This window comes from Mycobacterium sp. NGS69 (assembly GCF_059812165.1).
The window spans coordinates 297,356-316,470 of record NZ_JCALCD010000005.1; the positions used below are offsets into that span (position 1 = coordinate 297,356).

Genomic DNA, 19,115 nt, shown 5'->3' on the forward strand with positions numbered 1-19,115 from the left:
TGGTGATTGACGCGACCAGTGGTGGCGACGAGTTGCACGGAGTGGTCGCGGTCGGCGCCTCGTCCGGGGGAATCGAAGCCCTTTCGCGCCTGGCCGCCGGCCTGTCGGCCGATTTGCCGTACCCGCAGGACCTGGGTGCCCCATCGGGTTACACCTGCCCGGACTGCAACGGCGCGCTGATCTCGATCAGCGAGGGCCACTTCCGCTGCCACGTCGGTCACGCCTGGCTGGCCGACGCCCTGCTGGCCGCGCCCGACCAGGAACTCGAGGGTGCGCTCTGGGTCGCGCTGCGCAGTCTGCGGGAGAAGGCCAAACTGGCCCGGCGATTGGCCGAAAAAGCCGGCCCGGGCCCGCTTTCCCGGCACTGCGGCGCCCTGGCCGACGAAAGCGAACGGGCGCTGGGCGTGCTTGGCGAACGGCGGGCGGCCCACGCTCCTCATCGCGGTGATTCCGGTGGCTGAGCCGCGGTCGACGATCCGTGTCGACGCGGCACCCGAGCACGAAGTGCCGATCCTGGTGATGGATGGGGTGCTGGACAGCTCCACGTACCGGACCGTGCGTGACACCGTGATCAAGGCCGCGCTCGACGAGCCGCCCGCGGTCATCGTCGATGTCGACGGGCTATCCGTCCCGTCCTCCTCGGCCTGGACGGTGTTAACCAGCGCCCGGTGGCACGTCAGCGTCTGGCCGGACGTGCCGATTCTGCTGGTGTGCACGCGGCCTCAGGTGCGCCGGGCGATCGCCGGCGTCGGCGTGACCCGGTACGTTCCGGTGCATCCCAGCCGGCGGGAAGCGCTGGACGCCGTTCGCTGCCAGTCGTTGTGCGTCCGGCGCCGGTCGCGCGCCAAACTTCCCGCCACGAGGATGGGCGTCGGTATGGCCCGCACGATGGTCAACGAGTGGCTCACCCGTTGGGACGCGCGTGAGCTGATTCCGGTCGCGTCGACCGTGGCGACCGTCTTCGTCGAAAACGTCCTCGATCACACGGATAGCGCGCCGGTGCTGATTGTCGAAAGCTATCGGAATACCGTCACCGTCGCCGTGGAGGATCGCAGCGACCGCTTGCCGGGTCGGCACGAAGACCCCGATCGCGGTGCCGAAATCGTGTCCGGCCTCGCCATCGTGTCCGCACTGTGCCGGGCGTGGGGCACCACCCCGACCTCGTCGGGGAAGACGGTGTGGGCGATGGTCGGGCGCGAGAATCTCTTCCATCGCTCCGAGTAATGTTCAAGGTCCTTCAGCGATGCTCTTGTGAATGCGACATTGATGGACAGCACGACCGACGAGGCCTCTCGAGGCCTTGCTGCGCTATATGCGCGGCGCGCGGGGGTTCGATTTCACCGGCTATAAGCGCTCGTCTCTGATGCGGCGCGTCCGGCACCGGATGGATCAAACCGGATCTGTTTCCTTCGAGGAGTACGACGTCCTGGATCGTCGGCAGCACGCTGCTCAGGCCGCCGAGGTGCTGCTGCACGACGACGGCGGCGGAAAATTCCGCCCGCAGGGACGCTGCTCGTCGGACGTCATGCCCCTGGTGTTCACCCGCGGGCGATCCGCTGTGCGCAACATGGGACACCGGACGAAGGGGGCGAAGGTGGCGTTTCGTTTCTGTCGTTCCGGGTAGGACTCTTTGGCCGATGTAGCCCGATTTCCAGGGGAGCCGCCTTGGTGAAGATCGCAATCGTCACGGGTGACGACATCGTCGGCGATGACCCTCAGCAACTTTGCGCCGCTCTTGAGGCCCGGGGGCATCAGGCGACGCCCTATGTCAGAGGCCAGCGCGGCGTCCTCGGCCTCGGCGCGGCCCCCGCCCGCGAAGTGCTGCCGTATGTCGGAGAATGGGCGGCCGCGCTCGAGCGCCTGTGGACCGCGGACCGCCCGGAGGTTGTGCACGCGTACGGCTGGCTGGGCGGATTGGCCGCCCAGCTGGCCGTACGACGGCTGCGGATACCCACGGTGCAGAGCTTCCGGGGCTTGGCGGTGACGTCACGCACCAGCGGTGCCGCCACCCCGCACCATTGGCGTGAACGAGAACGCATCGAGCCGTTGCTGGCGCGCGGTGCGGCGTGGGCGACGGGTGAATGCAGCGCCGACGCCGACGTGCTGGCCCGGTTGCGGCACGGACGGGCTCGAGTCTCCATCCTGTGCGGCGGCGTCGACGTCGAGCGATACGGCCCGGTCGGCCCCGCGGCCGCCCGCCATGCCAGTCGCCGCATTGTTTCTGTGGCGCCGAATCCGTTGTCGAGCAACGGGTTCGACGTCGCCATTCGGGCACTGCCCAAGGTGGTCGGCGCGGAGCTCGTCATCGCCGAGACCGCCGCGAGCGAGCCCGGCCACGACCGGGCGCGGGCCCAGCTGCAACGTTTCGCCGCCGAATCGGGCGTCGCCGACCGGGTCCGCTTCGCGGGCACGGTCGGCGACGATGAAATGCCAGCGCTGCTGCGATCCGCCGACGTGGTTGCGTGCACACCCCGAGTGCCACCGCGGGCGACGCCGGTACTGCAGGCCATGGCCAGCGGGGTGGCCGTCGTCGCGCTGCCGGTCGGTGTCCTGACCGACGCGGTGGTGGACGGCGTCACGGGTCTGGTGGTGTCGCGACGCAGCCCCGCCGCGGTGGCCGCGGCGTTGAGAAGCCTTCTGGCCCAAAGCTTTCAGTGCGACAGCATGGGCGCGGCGGGAAGAAGCCGCGCGGTATCCCGCTTCTCCTGGGACAGGATCGGGCTCGACGCGCTCAACATCTATCGACAACTTGTCACGCAAACTTCGGCTCCCGTCGCACTCGCGGGCCAGGGGGCGTCGGTGAGGCGATCGGCCGCCGGACCGTGACGACCACCGTCGACGGCGCGGCGCCCGGCGCCGTCGGTATAGCGGGCGAACCCGACGAGATCCAGGTCGACCTGCGGCTCGCCGTCGCGCGCGACCCGGCGCCGCCCCAGAGTGCGGCGGCGATCCCGTACCAGCAATTCCGCACCGCCCAGCCCGACGCGATGCGCCGTTACTTTGCCGGCGCGTACAGGCCGGGCTGGCGCGTCGGCGGCCTCACGACCCGATCGGCCGTCACCCATCGGCGTTGCGGGGCGGATTCGCTGACGATCGACGAAGTGCTGATTCACGGGCCGGCCACCTTCGAAATCCCGCCCGCCGATACCGTTCTTGTGATTCAGCCCCGGGCCGGATCGTTGACCGTGACGGGTGGACTGTTCCCGAACGTCGACTGCCCCGTCCTGGTCGCCCACGGCATGTCGTGTGCGATGCAGGTGAACGGCGCGCGTTTCGATGTGGTGACCATCGCGCCCGACGCGTTGCACAAGATCACCATGGACTGGAACGCGCCGCTGTCGCAACGCATCCGGTTCCTCAACTGGCGCCCACGGTCGCGGGCCGCCGTGCGCGCGTGGCATCGGGCACTCGAATACGTGACCGCCGCGCTGGCCGCGCCGGACACCGCCCAGCAGCCGATGATCGTGGCGGCGATGGCACCGCTGCTGGCCGGCGCGCTGCTCGAGTGCTACCCCTCCGACGTGACCGAGCAGGACCCGGCGGGTGACCCGTCGCTGCCCGCAACGCTGAAGGAAGTGTTGGCCTTCATCCACCGGCACGCCGCCGGCGACGTGAGCATCAACGACATCGCCGCGGCCGTGCACCTGACACCCAGGGCGGTCCAATACCTGTTCCGGCGTCATCTCGACACCACTCCCACCGAGTACATGCGTCGCGTCCGGCTGCATCGCGCGCACCAGGATCTGCTCGCCGGTGAGCGTGCCGGCACCACCGTCACCGAAGTCGCCCAGCGTTGGGGCTTCGCGCACACCGGCCGGTTCGCGGTGCTGTATCGGCAGACCTATGGCCAGAGCCCCCACGCCACGCTCAAACAGGCGAGGTAGCGGCGTTTCACCCGCTCAGCCGGTGCATGACTTGGCCCGCGGCGTATCGGCCACTGGCCATGGCGCCGGTGACGGTGGCCGGATTGTTGACGCCGACGGCCTCACCCGCCAGGTAGAGCCGGTCGCCGATCGGCTCGGCCAGCCGGCGCCGGTCGGCCAGGCCGGAACCGGGCGCGTGAAACGAGTACGAACCGAGCGCGTAGGGGTCCACCGTCCAGTTCGACGTTCGCACGTCGACGGCGCCGGCGCCGCCGAACAGCTGGCGCGCGATGGGCAGCGCGCTCGCGATCAGGTCGCCCGGCGCGGCCGACTCCGCCCACCGGCCACGCTCACCGGCGTTGAACGCCAACACGATTGGGCCCGCCTCGCTCGGCAACGTGAACCATTGTGACCAGAGTTGTGACCGCGCGCCCGGCTGGCTGCCGATGTACTGGTAGAAGGCGTTCTCCACGTCCCACGTGCGCCGGGGGAAGCGAAAGTAGCTCTTGGACAGCACGCCGAAGCCCAGCGCCTGCACGGCTTTTCGATGTTCGTCCGGGAGTGGCGGGTCGAAGGCGATCGCGCCGGATTTGAGCACCCCCACGGGAACGGTGACGATCGCGGCGGGACCCTCGAACGATCGGTCGCCGGCCCGCACCACGACGGAGCTGTCGCGGCGCGCGATCGCGGTGACCGGCGTCTTGAGCTGGATCGGCAGACCCTCGGCGAGCAGCCGGGGCAGGGCGTCGTAGCCGTTGGTGATCACGTCCTGGTCGCCATCGGCGTACTCGCCGCGGTCAAAGGTCTTGGCGGACAGTTGATCCACGCCGGCGGCGTACTCGTTCTCGATCTCGGAGGTGAGGTAGAAGGCCAATTGGGCGCGCTCGGAATCGGCGAGTTCGGCGCGGGTCGCCGCGGCGTCGACGGCGGCACCGAGGCTCCCGTCGTCGACGCGGCCGCGCGCCCGTTTCACGAAGGTGCGCCACGTGTGGGGGTCGTAGGCGAGCGGCGGGAGCCGCGGATCGACGGCCAGCTTCGCCCACCCGTAGTAGTCGGTCGTGGCGAGCTGCGCGCGTGCCCGTTGCGCCAGCTCCATCAGCGGGTTGTCGGTCGTGCCATGGATCCACGACGCGCCCATCTCCAGCGGCGCGCCCCAGCCCCGGTCGGTGTACACCCTCCCGCCAATGCGGTCGCGGGCCTCGATGACGCGCACGGGCCATCCCGCGTCGGCCAGGCTGCGGGCGGCGGACAGGCCGGCCATGCCGGCGCCCACGACGAGCACCGCCTTGGTGTCCGGCGCGGGCGGCGGGCCCGAGGCGCAGCCGGCCGCCAGCCCGCCGCCCACGAGGGTGGTCGTGGCCGCGAAGAACTCCCGACGGGACATCGGGTACACGGCAGTCAGCGTCTCACAAGTTGTTGCACGATCGTGCCCGAAATCGCCGCGTGTAATGGGCCGTTTTCACCCGTTCCTCGTTGAGGCGGGGCTACACTTCGCCTACGTCCGGAACTGGCGATGGGGCCGTGTTCGAAGGGGGAACGGCGATGAGTGCCGAGCTGCCACCAAGCCGCACCCTGACCGTGCGAGCGGCCGACGGGACCGCGCTGCACGCCGAGGTGTTCGGCCCGCCCGACGGCTATCCGATTGTGTTCACACACGGGATCACCTGCGCGATCCGCGCCTGGGCCCACCAGATCTCGGACCTGGCCACCGACTACCGGGTCATCGCGTTCGATCATCGCGGCCACGGGCGTAGCGGCGTGCCCCGGCGCGGCGGCTACAGCCTCGAACACCTTGCGGCAGACCTGGATTCGGTGCTCGAGGCAACGTTGGCGCCGCGCGAGCGCGCGGTGCTGGCCGGGCATTCGATGGGCGGCATCGCCATCGCCGCGTGGTCGGCGCACTACCGCGACAAGGTCCGCCGGCGCGCCGACGCCGTCGCGCTGATCAACACCACCACCGGGGACCTGGTGCGAGAGGTGAAGCTGCTGTCGGTGCCGCGCGAGCTCTCTGGGTTATCGGGAGCGCGGGTCCTGGCGGCCCGGGGTCTGATCACCGCGTTCGGCGGGTTTCCCGTGCCGGCCGCGGCGCGGATCCCGAGCCGCTATGTGGTCGCGATGCTGGCGGTCGCCAAGGACGCCGACCCGGGCGCGGCGCGGGTCGTCTACGAGCTGTTCGCGCAGACCTCGCCGGCCGGGCGCGGCGGCTGCGCCAAGATGCTCGTCGACGCGCTGGGGTCGCGGCATCTCGAATTGGACGGGCTGACGGTGCCGACCTTGGTGATCGGCAGCGAGCGCGACCGCCTCACACCGATCGGCCAATCCCGCAGGATCGCGCACACCGCGCCCAACGTCGTCGGCCTGGTCGAGCTGCCCGGCGGCCACTGCTCGATGCTGGAACAGCCGCGCGAGGTAAACCGCCACCTGCGGGCCCTGGTGGAATCGGTGGGCCGGATGACCCACGACGCGCGGGTGCAGCGGATCAGCTCATAGCAGGGCGGCGATCTCGGCGGCCGCCCGCTGCCCGGACCGCACGGCGCCGTCGAGAAACCCGGTCCACTCGTCCGCCGTCTCCGTGCCGGCCCAGTGAATCGGCCCGACCGGCGCACGCAACAACGGGCCGAACCGTGTCCACGAGCCCGGCGGTACCGCCGCAGTGGGGCCACCGGGAGCGAAATCCTCTGCGCCCCAACGCTGGTCGACGTAGTCGAGGGGTTTGAGCGCGTCGTCGCCGAACAGCGACGCGAAGCAACGCAGCGTGTGTTCGCGGCGCTGCTCGCTGGACAGCGAGTCGAAGGCGCGGGCGTCGACGAATCCCATCAGGATGCCCGGGCCGTCGGGGTGCGGGCTGACGTCGAAGGTGATGAACACCGGGCCCGTGTCGGACAGCGCCTGCCCGGAAAACCCGTCGGACCGCCAGAACGGCGTCTCGTAGGCCGCGTACGCCTTGCTGAGTCGGCCCTGCGGCCAGTGCCGGGCGAGTTGCTCGTATTCCGCGGGCAGCGGGGGAGCGAACTCGATCGACGCGCGGTGGGCCGGCGGGATCGCGACGATGACGAACCCGGCCTCGGCCGAGCCGGCGTCGGTCGTGACGGTGACCCCCGCGCCGTGCCGCTCGATGCGCCGCACCGGCGCGCCCAGCACCACGCGCGCGCCGAGCTCGGCGGCCGCGGCCTCGGCGATCTGCTGGGTGCCGCCGGGGAAACGGTCCTGCTGGGCGCCGTTTTCGACGTCGAGCAGCGGGTCCAGGCCGCCGGCCGCGTGCACGTAGCGCGCGGCGTGCAGCATCGACACCTCGTCCGGTTCGCACCCCCACGTCACCCGGGCCACGATGGCCATCAGGTCGTGCGAGGACGCCGACGCGCGCACCGAGCGCAACCACCCGCCCAGCGACATGCCGTCCAGCTCGCGCGCCCGGCGGGCGTCCCAGGGCGCCGCCACCGGGACGCTGCGGGCGATCCGCTCGAATTGCCAACGCAGCCGGCCGATGTCGAGCAGTCCCGTCAGCGACACGCGCGGGATGGTGCCGCGGTAGGGGCGGGCCCAGCCGCGCCAGTGGATCACGTTCTTGCCGTCGTGGTGGGTGGGAGTGGTCGGCACCTCGAGCTCGGCCGCCAGCGCTAGGACGGCGGTTTGGGTCGGGCCGACGAAGGTGCCGCCCAGGTCGGCGGGCAGCCCGGCGACGCTGCCGGTGAACGAGCGGCCGCCCACCCGGTCCCGGCCCTCGAAGACCAGAACATCATGCCCCTGCCGCGTCAGCTCGCGCGCCGCGGACAGCCCGGCAAATCCGGCACCGACCACGACGACGTCGACGACCGGCGGCGGCTTTGTCACGCCGTCTAGTCAACAGCATTTTGACGATTTCGTAGGATAAATTTCCATTGCTGGTCTAAGTACGCGCTCAAGGTGGGCAGATGAAGGTCTTTACGGCGTTGTACGGGCCCACGGACGCGGCCGAACGCGCGCGGGCGCTGCGCGACGCCGGGGCCAGCGGTGTCGCCACCTTCGAGGGGCAGCACGACGTGTTCGCCCCGCTGACGCTGGCGGCCACGGTGGGCGGCCTGGACCTGATGACCAATGTGGCCATCGCGTTTCCGCGCAATCCGATCCACCTGGCGCACCAGGCCAACGATCACCAGCTGCTGAGCGGGGGGCGGTTCTTTCTCGGCCTGGGCACCCAGGTTCGTCCGCAGATCGAGAAGCGATTCGGCGCGCAGTTCGAGCACCCGGTGGCCCGCATGACCGAGTTGATCGCGGCCCTGCGCGCGATCTTCGAGGCCTGGAACACCGGCGGCCGCTTGGACTTTCGCGGCGACTACTACCGGCACACCCTGATGACGCCGACGTTCAGCCCCGGCCCCAATCCCTTCGGTCCGCCGCCGATCTATGTCGGCGCGCTGGGTCCGCGGCTGACCCGCGCCACCGCCGAGCACGCCGACGGCCTGCTGGTGATGCCGTTCGGCTCCAAGCGTTTTCTGCACGAGCACACGATGCCCGCGGTGCGCGACGGCCTGCGCGCGGCCGGCCGGCGGCCCGCGGAGTTCGCCGTCATTCCCGAGATCATCGTCTCTTCGGGCTCAGACGGGGGTCCCGATCACGCGGGCACCCGGCGGCTGCTGGCCTTCTACGGGTCGACCCCGGCGTACCGGCCGGTGCTGGCCGCGCACGGCTGGGAGGACCTGCAGCCCGAACTCAACGCGATGTCCAAGCAGGGCCGCTGGGAGGAGATGGGCGGGCTCGTCGACGACGAGATACTGCACACCATCGCCGCCTGCGGGACGCCGAAGGAGATCGCGGCCCATATCCGGGATCGCGTGGCCGGCGTTTCCGACACCGTGTGCCTGTACCAGCCGGCACCGATCGGCGTGGAGACGCTGGCCGAGATCGTCGACGAGTTGCGCTGACGCTTAGGGCGCGACGGTTAACCAGTCGGAGAAGCCCGACGGGTCGTGGCGGCCCAGCGCGCCGTGCTCGTAGAGCCCCCAGCCCTCCACCGGATCGCCGTCACCGTCGCGGCACACCGCGCGGCCGACGTGGTCGATCACGCCGAAGCCGGACCGCCCGATGATGGCCGGGTCGGTCATGTCGTAAGTCAGTCGCTCGACGAACTTTTCGCCCTTCCACATGCCGTGCAGCCAGTCCGAGTCGCCGCCGTAGCCGCCGCCGACGTGGATGGGGACGGGCAACTTGGACTCGACGTCGAAGTGGACCGGGGTGCCGTCGGGGGCGGTCGCGTCGATGGTCGCGCCGGTCGGGATGCGGGTGCCGGAGCGGTAGTGGATCTTGACGCGGGGCCAGCCGAGCTGTTCGACGCGGCCGTCGCGCCACACCCGCGTGCAGTCGTTGAGCGAGCGGAAGCCGTTGGGCTCCTCCTGGATGATCAGCACGATCGCGAACTCGTCGAACGCCATCGGCACGTAGAGCCACCACATGCCCTCGAACGGCGGGTCGGCGGGCCGGCCCGCCGGTTCGGGCTCGCCGATGGGCCGGATGCCCCAGGACCGGTCGCGGCTGCCGAGCCAGGTCGCGGGGTCGACGGCGATCTCGTCGCCGTCGACGGCGATGCGTCCGCTCCAGCTGCCGAGCTGGGCGAATCGCTGGGCGTCCAGCGTCACCCGGTTGCCCGACCGCATCAGATGCGGCTGCTCCTGGACGACGTCGAACAGGCCCTCCCACGTGAGATCGGCTGCGATGCCCTCGGTTTCGTCGAGGATCAGCCGCAGCTTGCGCAGCGGTTCGATGACCTCGATGCGATAACCGTTGACGTTCTGGTTGAGCCGGTCCTGGTCGATGGCGTCGGACAGGTGCACCGCCGTCTGGGTGTCGCCGCGCCGGACGAGGAAGAACGCGTCCTTGACGCCGAGGTTGGGGTAGTAGCCGATGCCGCTGATCACGAAGATGTTGCCGGTGCGGTCGTGGGCGTTGAAGTAGGAGCGGTCGTAGAAGTTGCGGTCCGAGGAACCCGCCCACGCGATCGGCTGGGGAACCTGATGTACCGGGAACTCGTCGAGCGGGCCAAGCATTAGTTGTCCTCTCCAATCAAACGCCTCATCAATCCAGCGTGGTAGAAAAGCGATTCGACGTCTTCGGGTTTATCGGTCTCGCCGAAGTGCACCCGGCGCGCGCCGGTGCGCATGAACACGCATGCCCACATCACGCCGGAGTAGGCGTAAAACCAGCGCAGGTCGCCCACGTCGATACCGGTGAGTTGCCGGTAGGTGGCGCGGACGTCGTCCTCGCGCATCACGCCGGGCAGTCCCGGCAGGGTCGCCAGGCCGGCGAGTTCTTGAAAGACCATGTGCGCGTAGATCATCCAGGCGATGTCGAGCTCCCGCGGCCCCAGCGTCACCATTTCCCAGTCCAGCACCGCCACCGGCGCGAAGTCGCGGTACAACACGTTGCCCACCCGTGCGTCACCCCAGAGCAGCACGGGCTCGCGGGCGGCGGCCTCCTCCGGCCAGTTGTCCTCCAGCCATGCGAAGCTCCGCTCCAGCAACGGTGATCGGCCGATGTCGGGCACCGCGAAGTCGTACCACCCGCGGACCCAGTTGAAGTGCCGGCGCAGCGCGGTGTCGCCGTCCCCTGCGGCGAGGAACCCAAATACGTTCTGGGCGTCCGGGATTGAGTGCAGCTTGGCGAGCACGCCCACCGTGGCGTCCTGCAGTTCGCGCTGGCGTTCGGGGGGTGCGTCGGCGAACCAGTTGCCGCCGAAGGTGTAGGGCATGACGTCCGGCGGCACCTCGCCGTCGACGTAATCCATGACGAAAAAGGGGGTGCCCAGGACGTCGCCGGTGGGCTCGAGCCAGCGCACCCGCGGGACGGGGACGTCGGTGAGTTCGCCGACCTCGCGGATCACCTCGAATTGGTGGTCGAGCCGATACGTCGGGAAGACCTGCACGTCCTCGGCGGTCGGCGCCACCCGGGCCACCAGCTTCTGCTCGATCGGCTCGCCGTCCTGCTCCCAGCGCGCGGTCAGGATGATGGTTTCCGACGACATGCCGGTCGAGTCGACGCCGCTTTCCACCGTCACCTGGGGCTTCGCGCCGCCGGGTAGCACGGTCGACAGCCACTGCGACATCACCGCGGGCAGCGTGGTGACGTCCCGGCTGGAGCGCTGAAGTCGGTCGACTTGATCCAGCACCGGTTCGTTCGGCATGGGGTGCCTCCATTCTTAGAGACTTCAGTTCTTAGAGACTTCAGTGAGGCAATTACGATACGGTAGGTAGCGTTATGAAAGCAGACCCGTCCTACCTTGACAAGGCCCCGGGCGCCGGGCGGCCCCGGGATCCGCGCATCGACTCGGCCATCCTGTCGGCGACCGCGGAACTGCTTGTGGAGATCGGCTATTCGAACCTCAGCCTGGCCGCGGTGGCCGAACGCGCCGGGACCACCAAATCGGCGCTGTATCGGCGGTGGTCGAGCAAGGCGGAGCTGGTGCACGAGGCCGCGTTCCCGACGGCGCCCACCGCCCTGGAGGCCCCGGCCGGCGACATCGCCGCCGACGTCCGGATGATGATCGAGGCCACCAGGGACGTGTTCACCACGCCGGTGGTGCGCGCGGCGCTGCCCGGCCTGGTGGCCGACATGACCGCCGATCCCGCCCTCAACGCACGGGTGATGTCGCGCTTCGCCGGCGTGTTCACCGCGGTGCGGGTGCGACTGCGCGAGGCCATCGACCGGGGCGAGGCGCACCCCGACGTGGACCCCGACCGGTTGATCGAGTTGATGGGGGGAGCGACCATGCTGCGGATGTTGCTGCGCCCGGAGGAGAAGCTGGACGATACCTGGGTGGAGCAGACGACCGCCATCGTCGTGCACGGGGTGACGGGATGACGGGGCGACTGGCGGGCCGGGCCGCGATCGTCACCGGCGGCAGCCGCGGCCTGGGCCGGGCGATCGCGCTGGCCCTCGCGGGGGAGGGCGCGGCGGTGGCCGTCGCCGGGCGCACCGAACAGGTCTGGGACGACCGCCTGCCCGGGACCATCGGCGACACGGTCGCCGAGGTCGAGGCGGCGGGCGGCCGGGCCGTGCCGATCCGCGCCGACCTGACCGACCGCGACGACGTCGCCCGGCTGGTGGGCGAGGCCCGAGAGGCGTTGGGGCCCATCACGATCCTGGTCAACAACGCGGCCTTCACCGCGCCCGGCCGCCCACCGGTGCCCGGTGCGGAGCCCCGCGCAAAGCCCCCCAAGGCCGCCGATGGTGGCGGCAAGCCCGCCTGGCCGGGGTTCGTCAGCACGCCGCTGCAGGCGTTTCGCCGGCATTTCGACATCGCGGTGTTCGCCGCCTACGAGCTGATGCAGCTGGTGTGTCCCGACATGTTCGACGCGGGCGGCGGCTCGATCATCAACATCACCTCCGTCGCGTCGCGGATGCCCGGTGACGGGCCCTACGCCGACCGCAGCGGCGGGGTCCTGCCCGGTTACGGCGGATCCAAGGCGGCGCTCGAGCACCTCACCCAGTGCGCGGCCTACGATCTGGCCGACCACAACATCGCGGTGAACGCGCTATCGCCGTCGAAACCGATCCTCACGCCTGGCCTGGCCTACTACGCCCGCGAATTCGTGGACACCGCCCCCGCCGACGAATTCGCGCGCGCGGCAGTCGAACTGGCGCTGGTGGACCCGGCCGTGGTCACCGGGCGCACGATCGGTCACCTGAACGTGCTGGACGGCAGCTTCTCCCCATTCACCCTGGGCTAGAGGCGCCGGTTCACTCTTGGCTCTCGTCGGACCCGGGTGGGTCGGGATCGCTGTGGAGCAGTTCGTCGGGGTGGTGGGCGTGGTTGGTCTGTGGGGGGCCGGTGCCGTCGGTCCAGGCGAGGCGCCCGGTGTCGGTGACGGTTGTCTGTTGGTCGCCGCGGCTGGCCGCGGCGTGGTGGGGGCCGCAGGCGAAGAAGAGTTTGTCGGCGTCGGTTTGCCCACCGGCCGCCCAGTCCGGGGCGTGGTGTACCTCGCAGTGGTCGCCCGGCTCGAGGCAGTTGGGGTGGGTGCAGCCGCGGTCGCGGGCGTAGCAGATGAGGCGTTGGTCGGCGGTGGCGACGCGTTTTTGCCGGCCCAGATACAGCGGGCGGCTGGTGTGGTCGTCGAAGACGGCCAAGTAGTGAATCGCTCTGGCGGCCATGCGGATCAGGTCGGCCATGGGCAGCCGGGAGCCGGCGCCGGTGCGCGCGGGCGGTGGCATCGGGATCGCGGGATCGACCACGGCGTGGGCGGCCTGGTTGAGTTCGCCCAGGGTGGTGGTGATCACCACGGTGACGGGGTGTCCGCGGTGGGTGCCGAGCTGGCCGGAGCCGATGGCGGTCTGCATGGCGAGTTTGAGGGCGTCGTGGCCGCGTTGGGCGGGTGAGCGGGTGTCGCGCTCCTCGGTGGGGGTGGCGTCGGGTTGGTGGCGTCCGGGCCGGACCGCGGCCTCGATGGCTTCGAAGTAGGCGCGGGCCTCGGGATCGAGCAGCCCCGACAGGCGTGACATGCCGTCGGGGCCTTGTGGACCCAGCCGCAGCGAGCGGCGCCGCGCGCGGTCTTCGTCGGTGAAATGCCCGTCGGGGTTGAGGTAGTCGGCGATGCGCCGCCCCAGCCGGGTCACCACCCCGGAGTCGAGCTTGGTGGCGTGTTCGACCAGGACGCGTTCGGCTTCGGCCGCGTCGGCCGGTGCCGTGGCGGCGGGCAGCACGTCGAGGGCGTGGCAGATGGCGCGGATGTGGTCCTCGCCCAACGCGCCGGCTTCGACTGCCGCCGCCACCTCGGCCAGCTGTGGGCTCAGCGGGGGCCCGGTTAGCGAGCGCCGCGGCCGAATCCGCGCGGCGAGTTTGAACCGGCGCGTCAGCTCCCCGGGCGTGAGGCGCAGCCGCGCGCACAACCGGCCCCGCACCGCCGGCAGGAACTCGGCGCCGTCGGGGGGCTCGGCGATCTCGCCGAACGCCCGGTACATCAACCCCCGGTTGACCCGCTGCTGGGTCTCGAGCCGCTCGGCCACGTCCACCCGAATGTCGTTGCCGACCAGATCCGAGCTGGTCTCCCGCAACACGTCGTGGGCGGCGTCGATGGCGTCCAGAGCAGCGTTGATCCGCTGTTGTGCCTCCTCTGCGCCGATGAAACCCACGTCGCCAACCTATCGAACAAACGTGCGAATCAGGCCCGCCGACGGCCAATCTGTGGATAAAACCGCAACTGTGGATAAAGGTAGGGCCAATGCTCGAACCTTCACGACGAATCCTCGGTGTTCCGCTGGCGGTTGCCGCGGCCGCGATGTGCCTGACGGCCGCGCCGACGGCGGCCGCCGGCGACGGGGACTGCGCCGTCATCCTGCCGGCGGCCGATCGGCTGGAGAACGTGTTCAACCTGGTTTCGCCGTCCGGGGCGCCCCCTTATCTGGCGGGCCAGATCCGCAACGCCCTGTCTCCCTTGCAGGGCTTACGCAGTCCGGCGGCGCTCGACCTCCGGCTTCGGTCGGACATGCTGGCCTCGCAGATCGACGCCAGTGACCCCTACCGGCCGGCGAGCCCGGAACAACTCGCGAGCGATCTCGCCAAGGCGAGACAGCAGCTGGCCGCCGCCCGCGCCTACTGCGCTCCGTAGGGCTATTGCTGCCCTCGGCGCCAGCGCCTGATGTCAAGGCGCTCGGCGTCCGGCCAGATGGCTTTGGCGGCCGGTGATGCGCAGAAGGCTTCCTCGGCCTGGCGCAGGCTCATGTCGACCGCATGGAGGCCGTCTTCCTGGTGGGCGCGGCAGATGACGGTCATAACCCGGTGGGTGTCCGGGTCCACCTGCTCGGCTTCGATGGTCAGCACCACCACCAGCGTGTAGCCGGCTCCCGTCGGCAGATAGAAGGTCAGGTCTCGGCTGTCCAGCGCCCCACCGTTGGTCACCAGATAGCCGTCGCCGCTGGGATAGAGGGCCTGTCCGACCATCTGGGTGCGTTCGAAATGGTTGCGGTCGCCCGGCGCGCGCCACACCGTGAACCGGGTGTTCGGGCTGCCGTTGAACGGGTGCCGGGCGATCGGGATGATCAGCTCGTCGCGGCCGTCGCCGTCGACATCCTGCAACCCGACTCCGCCCGGGCTCGACGGTTCCAGTAGCTCATCGATCGTTTGCACCACCTCGCCCGACGGGTCGGTCACGACGATCTTCACCGCCGCGGGCCCGGTCAGCTCGGGCGAGCTCCAGTAGGTGACCGCGAAATCCAAAGCGCCGGAATGCATTCGGCAGTCGGTATGCGGCGACGTGGCCGTCGGGCTGATCAGCGCGGCCGTCTGCGGGCACGGCGGCAACGACGTGTCGGCGGACGCGACGGGCCCGACGGCACCCGCGGTGGCCATCGCCGCGACGGCGATCAGCACTGGCAGCCGCTGCACGGGTGCGCGCCTAGCGTCTCGGTGCCGGCTTGACGGGAGCCGGAGCCGGAGCCGGAGCCGCGGGGGGAGGGGGCCCGGCCGGTGGCAGCTGCTCCTCGATCGGCGGGCGGGAGCCGGTCTTGGGGCCTATATCGGAGACCTGCCACGCATTGCCCACCTTGTTCACCGTGACCTGCAGCAGGATGATCGACACCTTCGGCGTCGGGTTTTGCAGATTGCGCGTCGTTTGATGGGCCGACACCACCACCTGATAGACCCCGCCGGGCTGAGGCATGGGGTCGGTGGCCAGCACCTCGCCGGTGGACGTGACCTGCGCCTGCAGCATGATGCTTTTCAGCAGGTCACTGGCGTTGACGTACTTGTCCTTAAGTTGTTGCGACACACCGTCTTCGACCGAGCGGAAGAAGGCGTCTGGTTCTTCGAAGCTGTAGGTCAGCGACTTCAGCGCATACTCCTTGGCCAGCTGCGCCACGGCGTCACGATCGGCCTGCTGTTGGCGTAGCTGCGCGAGCTGGCCCGTCACCTGGTGGTATTTGACGAACCCGAACACCCCGGCGGCGAGCACCGCCGCGACGAGAACGGCTGCGCCCCATTGCTTCCGGCCCATGGACCGCAGCCGCGCCGTTAGCGACGGGCGTGCGGTCTCCTCGGGGGCCACCGCCTCGCCCTCGGTGTCGTCCACTTTTTCGTCTTCGCTGACAGTTGAGTTGGTCACGTCGGTTCTTTCTTTCTTGATCATTGATGCCATTCGGGGACGTTGAGTTGAACCCGCATGCCGCCGGTGTCGTTGAAGGTCGATTCCCAGAAGTCGAGCCAGTGCCCGGCGTCCACCTTGACGTCGTGTAGCGGGGCGAGCGCGGGTTGCAGGACGGTGGTGAAGGTGCTGAGCGGGCCGGCCAGCATGTCGAGGTACTGGCTGATCTTGGCCACCAGGATCCCGGCCGGATCGTCCGGACCGACCACCCCCACGCCACTATGCGAAAGCGTCTCGATCTCGTGGATCATCTTCAGGAACGCCGGCACCGAGCGCGGCAGCAATTTGCCCGTCTCACTGATCACTTCGCCGGCGTTGATGTCGCCCAGGTTGGTGGTCATGGTGGAGACGTTGTTGAACAGGGTGGCCATCAATTGCTTGTCGTCCCGGATCACTTTGGCGGTCAACCCGGCGGTGGTGGCCAGCGAGTCGACGGTGTCGTCGTTGCCGCCGAGCGCCGCGGAGGCGTTGACGATGATCGTGTGCACCTGGTCGAGGTTGAGCGCCGAGACCAAGGCGTTGGCCTTGGTGAGCAAGTCGGCGCCGGTAACCATCGGCGCGACCCGGGCCGCGGGGATCACCGCGCCGTCGGCGAAGTAAGGCGGCGCGATCAGTTTCGGTTTGAAGTCGATGTACTGCTCGCCGGCCGCGGAGAGGTTCTCCACGCTGATCGCGCTGTCGGCGGGCACCGGGTGCGCGCGGTCGAGATCGATCGAGACCGCCAGCCCGGTCGTCGTGGTCTGGATGCCGGTCACCCGGCCGACCTTGATACCGCGCATCGTCACCTCGGAGGTGGGCATCAGGCCGCCGGAAGTGTTGAGCATCAGGGTGAGTCGGGTGACCTGTTTGGTCGGGCTGATGTCGAGTACGCCGATCGACATGTAGGCCGCGCCCAGCAGCGTCATCACCGCCAGGATGATCAACGTCGCGCGGGCGTTGAACTTCATGGCAGCATCCCCATGCTCTGCATCGCCTTCACGGCCGCGTCGGCCTTGTCGGCGGGATCCACGCCCTCACGCCCGGTCGGGGGATGTAGTTCGGAGACAATGTATTTCGGGCCTCCGTTGCGGAACCACCCGAGGAGCTTGTAGTGCAGGAACGCGATCAGCTTGTCGGCGAGCACCGGAATGGTGGTGTCGGCGGTGGCGATGGTTCCGACCATCGGCGTGAGGTAGGACATGATCTGCATGATGTCGCCGACGATCGGTTCGATGACTTGCCCGCCGAGGGTGCCGATGTCTCGGGAGTCCCCGACGACGTTGAGGATGGCCACCGTGATCGCCGATAGCCCTTCGAGTTTCGGCGGGCCCTCGGTGACCAGCCGGTTGAACACCCCGGTGTTGGCCGCCACGTTGGCGGTGATGTTCTCCATGCTGGACAGGATGCCGTCGATGGTGTCCTGGTTGGCCGCCAGGTCGTTGAGCACGCCGGCGACGGTCTGCTGCGTCCGGGTCAGTTCGCCGGGGTCCTTGGGGAACGCCTTGTTGAGGTTGACCACGGTGCTCTGCAACGTGCCGATTGCCCCGCCGGCCACCAGGTTCGACACCGACCGCAGGAGGTCTTCGACGTTGTCGGCCGGCGCGGTGTTGCGCAACGGGATGATGTCGCCGTCGTGCAACAGCGCACCCGACAGATCCCCGGTTCGGCCCTCCGGCGGCACCAGCGCGATGTAGACGTCGCCGAGGGGGGTGGCCTGGCGCAGCTCGGCGCGGGTATTGTCGGGAAGCCTGCTGCCCCCGGCGATATCGACGTATGCGACCGCCATCGTGCCGTCGAGCTGGACGTGGTCGAGCACGCCGATCTGCACCCCGCCGGAGTCCACCTTGGCCCGGGCGGGCAGGTTGAGCACGCTGGAGAACTGGATCTTGATGCGGTAGACGTCGTGCGGGCTATAGGCGCCCGGGACCGGCAGCCGGGTCGGATCCAGCGAACACGCCGCCGCGAAAACGATCGCCAGCAAGGCCGGCAGTACGCGCATCGGTCGTCGGGTCATGACAGCGCGGCCCCCAGGATGAGATTGGTGAGGCCGAGGGTGACCGGATCCGACGCGGTGCCCGACGCGCACGCCGCCGCGGCGCCGGGGACGTTGCGCTGCCGCAGCCCCTCGCAGATGGCGCCGGCTTGCGTCGGCGAAATCGCCACTTGCGGTGGGATATAGGTGACGTTGTGGGTTCCCCACGCCGGTTCGTAGATGTCGCTGATCCAGTGGCTGAACTGCGGCCACGAGTTGATCATCGCGAGGATGGCTGGGGTGTGGCGGTTCAGCATGTCCCGCAGCCAGGTGATGCCCTTGTCCAGTTTTTGGTAGAGCCGTGGCCCCCACCGGTTCAGCGCCTCGACCAAGATGGGCAGCAGGTGCGACATATGGCTCAGGGCCGCACCGAAGTTGTCCGACAGGCCCTCGATCAGCTGGGTGGTGGCCGGCAGCGTCTGGATCACCGAGGCGAAGCTGTTCCAGTTCCTGAGAAACTCGGAGCTGAGGATCTCGGTGTTCTCGAACAGCTGCCGGTAGTCGGCGTCGGCCTTGTAGGGGTCGGCGAGCATGGTGACCAAATTGCCCAGCGTCTCGTTGAGGGCGGGGCCGGTGCCGTCGAGGGAACGGCTGAACGCGCGCACGCTGTCGTTGATGGCCTGAACGCCGGGCGCGCGAGACAGGTCCTGGCCAGGTTGGGGCCCCATGATCGTGTCGGCGAGTTTGCCTATCGCGGAGAAGGTTTCGCTGACGCTGATCGGCGTCCTGGTCGACCTCAGCTTGATGCATCCCGGCCCGGTGAATTTCGGGCCCGACGTGTAGGGCTTGGTCAGCTCGATATGCCGGTCGGTGACAATCGATTGCGAGTAGGTGACCGCGCCGACGTCCGCGGGCAGGTCGAGGTCGGGGGGCACGGTGAAGTCCACCTCGACGTGGTCGGGCTTGTTGACGATCGCGGTCGTCGAGCCGACCTCGATGCCCAGCAGGGCCACCTTGTTGCCGGGGTAAAGCCCTACCGCGTCGGTGAATTCGGCGCACATCGCCCTGGTGGGTTTGGGCATGACGAGCTTGGCGCCGATGACGACGGCCGCCGCGACGGCCGCGACGACGGCCAGCACCGTGGCGATGCCCGCCGGGGAACGCAGCCGCGAGCCGGGCGCCGACATCCTGGCCATG

General features: G+C 69.5%; 18 protein-coding genes and 2 pseudogenes. 10 read left to right on the plus strand and 10 right to left on the minus strand.

The window, feature by feature from the left end:
- Nucleotides 1-125 precede the first annotated feature (125 nt).
- The 5 genes and pseudogenes from AC5Y2S_RS17370 to AC5Y2S_RS17390 form a co-directional block, all read left to right on the plus strand.
- Nucleotides 126-461, plus strand: a pseudogene (locus tag AC5Y2S_RS17370) (chemotaxis protein CheB); the annotation flags it as partial.
- Complete coding sequence (locus AC5Y2S_RS17375) at nucleotides 454-1,224, plus strand: STAS domain-containing protein (protein WP_499957272.1); 771 nt, start codon at nucleotides 454-456, stop codon at nucleotides 1,222-1,224. The pseudogene AC5Y2S_RS17370 and the gene AC5Y2S_RS17375, both read left to right, overlap by 8 nt.
- Nucleotides 1,225-1,266: 42 nt before the next feature.
- A pseudogene (locus AC5Y2S_RS17380) lies at nucleotides 1,267-1,420 on the plus strand (CheR family methyltransferase); the annotation flags it as partial.
- A 248-nt stretch (nucleotides 1,421-1,668) separates the two neighbouring features.
- On the plus strand, nucleotides 1,669-2,826 hold the full coding sequence (locus AC5Y2S_RS17385) for a glycosyltransferase (RefSeq protein WP_499957273.1): 1,158 nt from the start codon (nucleotides 1,669-1,671) through the stop codon (nucleotides 2,824-2,826).
- On the plus strand, nucleotides 2,808-3,884 hold the full coding sequence (locus tag AC5Y2S_RS17390; protein WP_499957418.1) for a helix-turn-helix transcriptional regulator: 1,077 nt from the start codon (nucleotides 2,808-2,810) through the stop codon (nucleotides 3,882-3,884). Before AC5Y2S_RS17385 ends, AC5Y2S_RS17390 begins: the two co-directional genes overlap by 19 nt.
- A 7-nt stretch (nucleotides 3,885-3,891) precedes the next feature.
- Here the strand turns inward: AC5Y2S_RS17390 and AC5Y2S_RS17395 are convergent, their stop codons facing one another.
- Nucleotides 3,892-5,247 carry a flavin monoamine oxidase family protein gene (locus AC5Y2S_RS17395; protein WP_499957274.1) on the minus strand — a complete coding sequence of 452 codons (1,356 nt, stop codon included), beginning with the start codon at nucleotides 5,245-5,247 and terminating at the stop codon, nucleotides 3,892-3,894.
- Nucleotides 5,248-5,405: 158 nt separating this feature from the next.
- Here AC5Y2S_RS17395 and AC5Y2S_RS17400 point away from each other — a divergent pair, with 158 nt between their 5' ends.
- Complete coding sequence (locus AC5Y2S_RS17400) at nucleotides 5,406-6,353, plus strand: alpha/beta fold hydrolase (RefSeq protein WP_499957275.1); 948 nt, start codon at nucleotides 5,406-5,408, stop codon at nucleotides 6,351-6,353.
- Here AC5Y2S_RS17400 and AC5Y2S_RS17405 read toward each other — a convergent pair.
- Nucleotides 6,348-7,694, minus strand: a complete 1,347-nt coding sequence (locus AC5Y2S_RS17405) for a flavin monoamine oxidase family protein (protein ID WP_499957276.1) — start codon at nucleotides 7,692-7,694, stop codon at nucleotides 6,348-6,350. The two genes, AC5Y2S_RS17400 and AC5Y2S_RS17405, sit on opposite strands and share 6 nt — an antisense overlap.
- Nucleotides 7,695-7,774: 80 nt before the next feature.
- Between AC5Y2S_RS17405 and AC5Y2S_RS17410 the strand changes: the two genes are divergently transcribed.
- On the plus strand, nucleotides 7,775-8,764 hold the full coding sequence (locus AC5Y2S_RS17410) for a TIGR03617 family F420-dependent LLM class oxidoreductase (RefSeq protein ID WP_499957277.1): 990 nt from the start codon (nucleotides 7,775-7,777) through the stop codon (nucleotides 8,762-8,764).
- A 3-nt stretch (nucleotides 8,765-8,767) separates the two neighbouring features.
- Here the strand turns inward: AC5Y2S_RS17410 and AC5Y2S_RS17415 are convergent, their stop codons facing one another.
- Nucleotides 8,768-9,883 (minus strand): Rv3169 family protein, encoded by a 1,116-nt coding sequence (locus AC5Y2S_RS17415; protein WP_499957278.1) that lies wholly within the window; start codon nucleotides 9,881-9,883, stop codon nucleotides 8,768-8,770.
- Nucleotides 9,883-11,016, minus strand: coding sequence for a phosphotransferase family protein (locus AC5Y2S_RS17420; RefSeq protein WP_499957279.1), 1,134 nt, complete (start codon nucleotides 11,014-11,016; stop codon nucleotides 9,883-9,885). The genes AC5Y2S_RS17415 and AC5Y2S_RS17420 overlap by 1 nt, the downstream gene beginning before the upstream one ends.
- A 74-nt stretch (nucleotides 11,017-11,090) precedes the next feature.
- Here AC5Y2S_RS17420 and AC5Y2S_RS17425 point away from each other — a divergent pair, with 74 nt between their 5' ends.
- Complete coding sequence (locus AC5Y2S_RS17425; protein ID WP_499957280.1) at nucleotides 11,091-11,693, plus strand: TetR/AcrR family transcriptional regulator; 603 nt, start codon at nucleotides 11,091-11,093, stop codon at nucleotides 11,691-11,693.
- The gene (locus tag AC5Y2S_RS17430; protein ID WP_499957281.1) at nucleotides 11,690-12,562 is read left to right on the plus strand and encodes an SDR family NAD(P)-dependent oxidoreductase; all 873 of its coding nucleotides are present in this window, start codon (nucleotides 11,690-11,692) and stop codon (nucleotides 12,560-12,562) included. Before AC5Y2S_RS17425 ends, AC5Y2S_RS17430 begins: the two co-directional genes overlap by 4 nt.
- A 10-nt stretch (nucleotides 12,563-12,572) precedes the next feature.
- On the opposite strand, the gene AC5Y2S_RS17435 is transcribed toward AC5Y2S_RS17430, so the two are convergent.
- Nucleotides 12,573-13,952 carry an HNH endonuclease signature motif containing protein gene (locus tag AC5Y2S_RS17435; protein WP_499957419.1) on the minus strand — a complete coding sequence of 460 codons (1,380 nt, stop codon included), beginning with the start codon at nucleotides 13,950-13,952 and terminating at the stop codon, nucleotides 12,573-12,575.
- A gap of 98 nt (nucleotides 13,953-14,050) precedes the next feature.
- On the opposite strand from AC5Y2S_RS17435, the gene AC5Y2S_RS17440 reads away from it, so the two are divergent.
- A complete protein-coding gene (locus AC5Y2S_RS17440; protein ID WP_499957282.1) occupies nucleotides 14,051-14,437 on the plus strand; it encodes a hypothetical protein in 387 nt (128 codons plus the stop codon).
- 2 nt (nucleotides 14,438-14,439) lie between these two features.
- Here the strand turns inward: AC5Y2S_RS17440 and AC5Y2S_RS17445 are convergent, their stop codons facing one another.
- From AC5Y2S_RS17445 to AC5Y2S_RS17465, 5 genes are read right to left on the minus strand one after another with little or no spacing between them, the layout of a single operon-like run.
- Nucleotides 14,440-15,177, minus strand: a complete 738-nt coding sequence (locus AC5Y2S_RS17445) for a hypothetical protein (protein ID WP_499957420.1) — start codon at nucleotides 15,175-15,177, stop codon at nucleotides 14,440-14,442.
- A gap of 46 nt (nucleotides 15,178-15,223) precedes the next feature.
- Nucleotides 15,224-15,928 (minus strand): hypothetical protein, encoded by a 705-nt coding sequence (locus AC5Y2S_RS17450; protein WP_499957283.1) that lies wholly within the window; start codon nucleotides 15,926-15,928, stop codon nucleotides 15,224-15,226.
- A 20-nt stretch (nucleotides 15,929-15,948) separates the two neighbouring features.
- Nucleotides 15,949-16,914 (minus strand): MlaD family protein, encoded by a 966-nt coding sequence (locus AC5Y2S_RS17455; RefSeq protein ID WP_499957284.1) that lies wholly within the window; start codon nucleotides 16,912-16,914, stop codon nucleotides 15,949-15,951.
- Complete coding sequence (locus AC5Y2S_RS17460; RefSeq protein ID WP_499957285.1) at nucleotides 16,911-17,960, minus strand: MlaD family protein; 1,050 nt, start codon at nucleotides 17,958-17,960, stop codon at nucleotides 16,911-16,913. The genes AC5Y2S_RS17455 and AC5Y2S_RS17460 overlap by 4 nt, the downstream gene beginning before the upstream one ends.
- The gene (locus tag AC5Y2S_RS17465; RefSeq protein ID WP_499957286.1) at nucleotides 17,957-19,114 is read right to left on the minus strand and encodes an MlaD family protein; all 1,158 of its coding nucleotides are present in this window, start codon (nucleotides 19,112-19,114) and stop codon (nucleotides 17,957-17,959) included. The genes AC5Y2S_RS17460 and AC5Y2S_RS17465 overlap by 4 nt, the downstream gene beginning before the upstream one ends.
- Nucleotide 19,115 lies beyond the last annotated feature (1 nt).

Bases quoted from the DNA above. Each gene is read 5' to 3' on its own strand.
- AC5Y2S_RS17425 (WP_499957280.1), top strand. From the start codon at position 11,091: ATGAAAGCAGACCCGTCCTACCTTGACAAGGCCCCGGGCGCCGGGCGG.
- AC5Y2S_RS17415 (WP_499957278.1), bottom strand. From the start codon at position 9,883: ATGCTTGGCCCGCTCGACGAGTTCCCGGTACATCAGGTTCCCCAGCCG.
- AC5Y2S_RS17455 (WP_499957284.1), bottom strand. From the start codon at position 16,914: ATGAAGTTCAACGCCCGCGCGACGTTGATCATCCTGGCGGTGATGACG.
- AC5Y2S_RS17445 (WP_499957420.1), bottom strand. From the start codon at position 15,177: ATGGCCACCGCGGGTGCCGTCGGGCCCGTCGCGTCCGCCGACACGTCG.
- AC5Y2S_RS17465 (WP_499957286.1), bottom strand. From the start codon at position 19,114: ATGGCCAGGATGTCGGCGCCCGGCTCGCGGCTGCGTTCCCCGGCGGGC.
- AC5Y2S_RS17440 (WP_499957282.1), top strand. From the start codon at position 14,051: ATGCTCGAACCTTCACGACGAATCCTCGGTGTTCCGCTGGCGGTTGCC.
- AC5Y2S_RS17420 (WP_499957279.1), bottom strand. From the start codon at position 11,016: ATGCCGAACGAACCGGTGCTGGATCAAGTCGACCGACTTCAGCGCTCC.
- AC5Y2S_RS17395 (WP_499957274.1), bottom strand. From the start codon at position 5,247: ATGTCCCGTCGGGAGTTCTTCGCGGCCACGACCACCCTCGTGGGCGGC.
- AC5Y2S_RS17460 (WP_499957285.1), bottom strand. From the start codon at position 17,960: ATGACCCGACGACCGATGCGCGTACTGCCGGCCTTGCTGGCGATCGTT.
- AC5Y2S_RS17410 (WP_499957277.1), top strand. From the start codon at position 7,775: ATGAAGGTCTTTACGGCGTTGTACGGGCCCACGGACGCGGCCGAACGC.
- AC5Y2S_RS17430 (WP_499957281.1), top strand. From the start codon at position 11,690: ATGACGGGGCGACTGGCGGGCCGGGCCGCGATCGTCACCGGCGGCAGC.
- AC5Y2S_RS17400 (WP_499957275.1), top strand. From the start codon at position 5,406: ATGAGTGCCGAGCTGCCACCAAGCCGCACCCTGACCGTGCGAGCGGCC.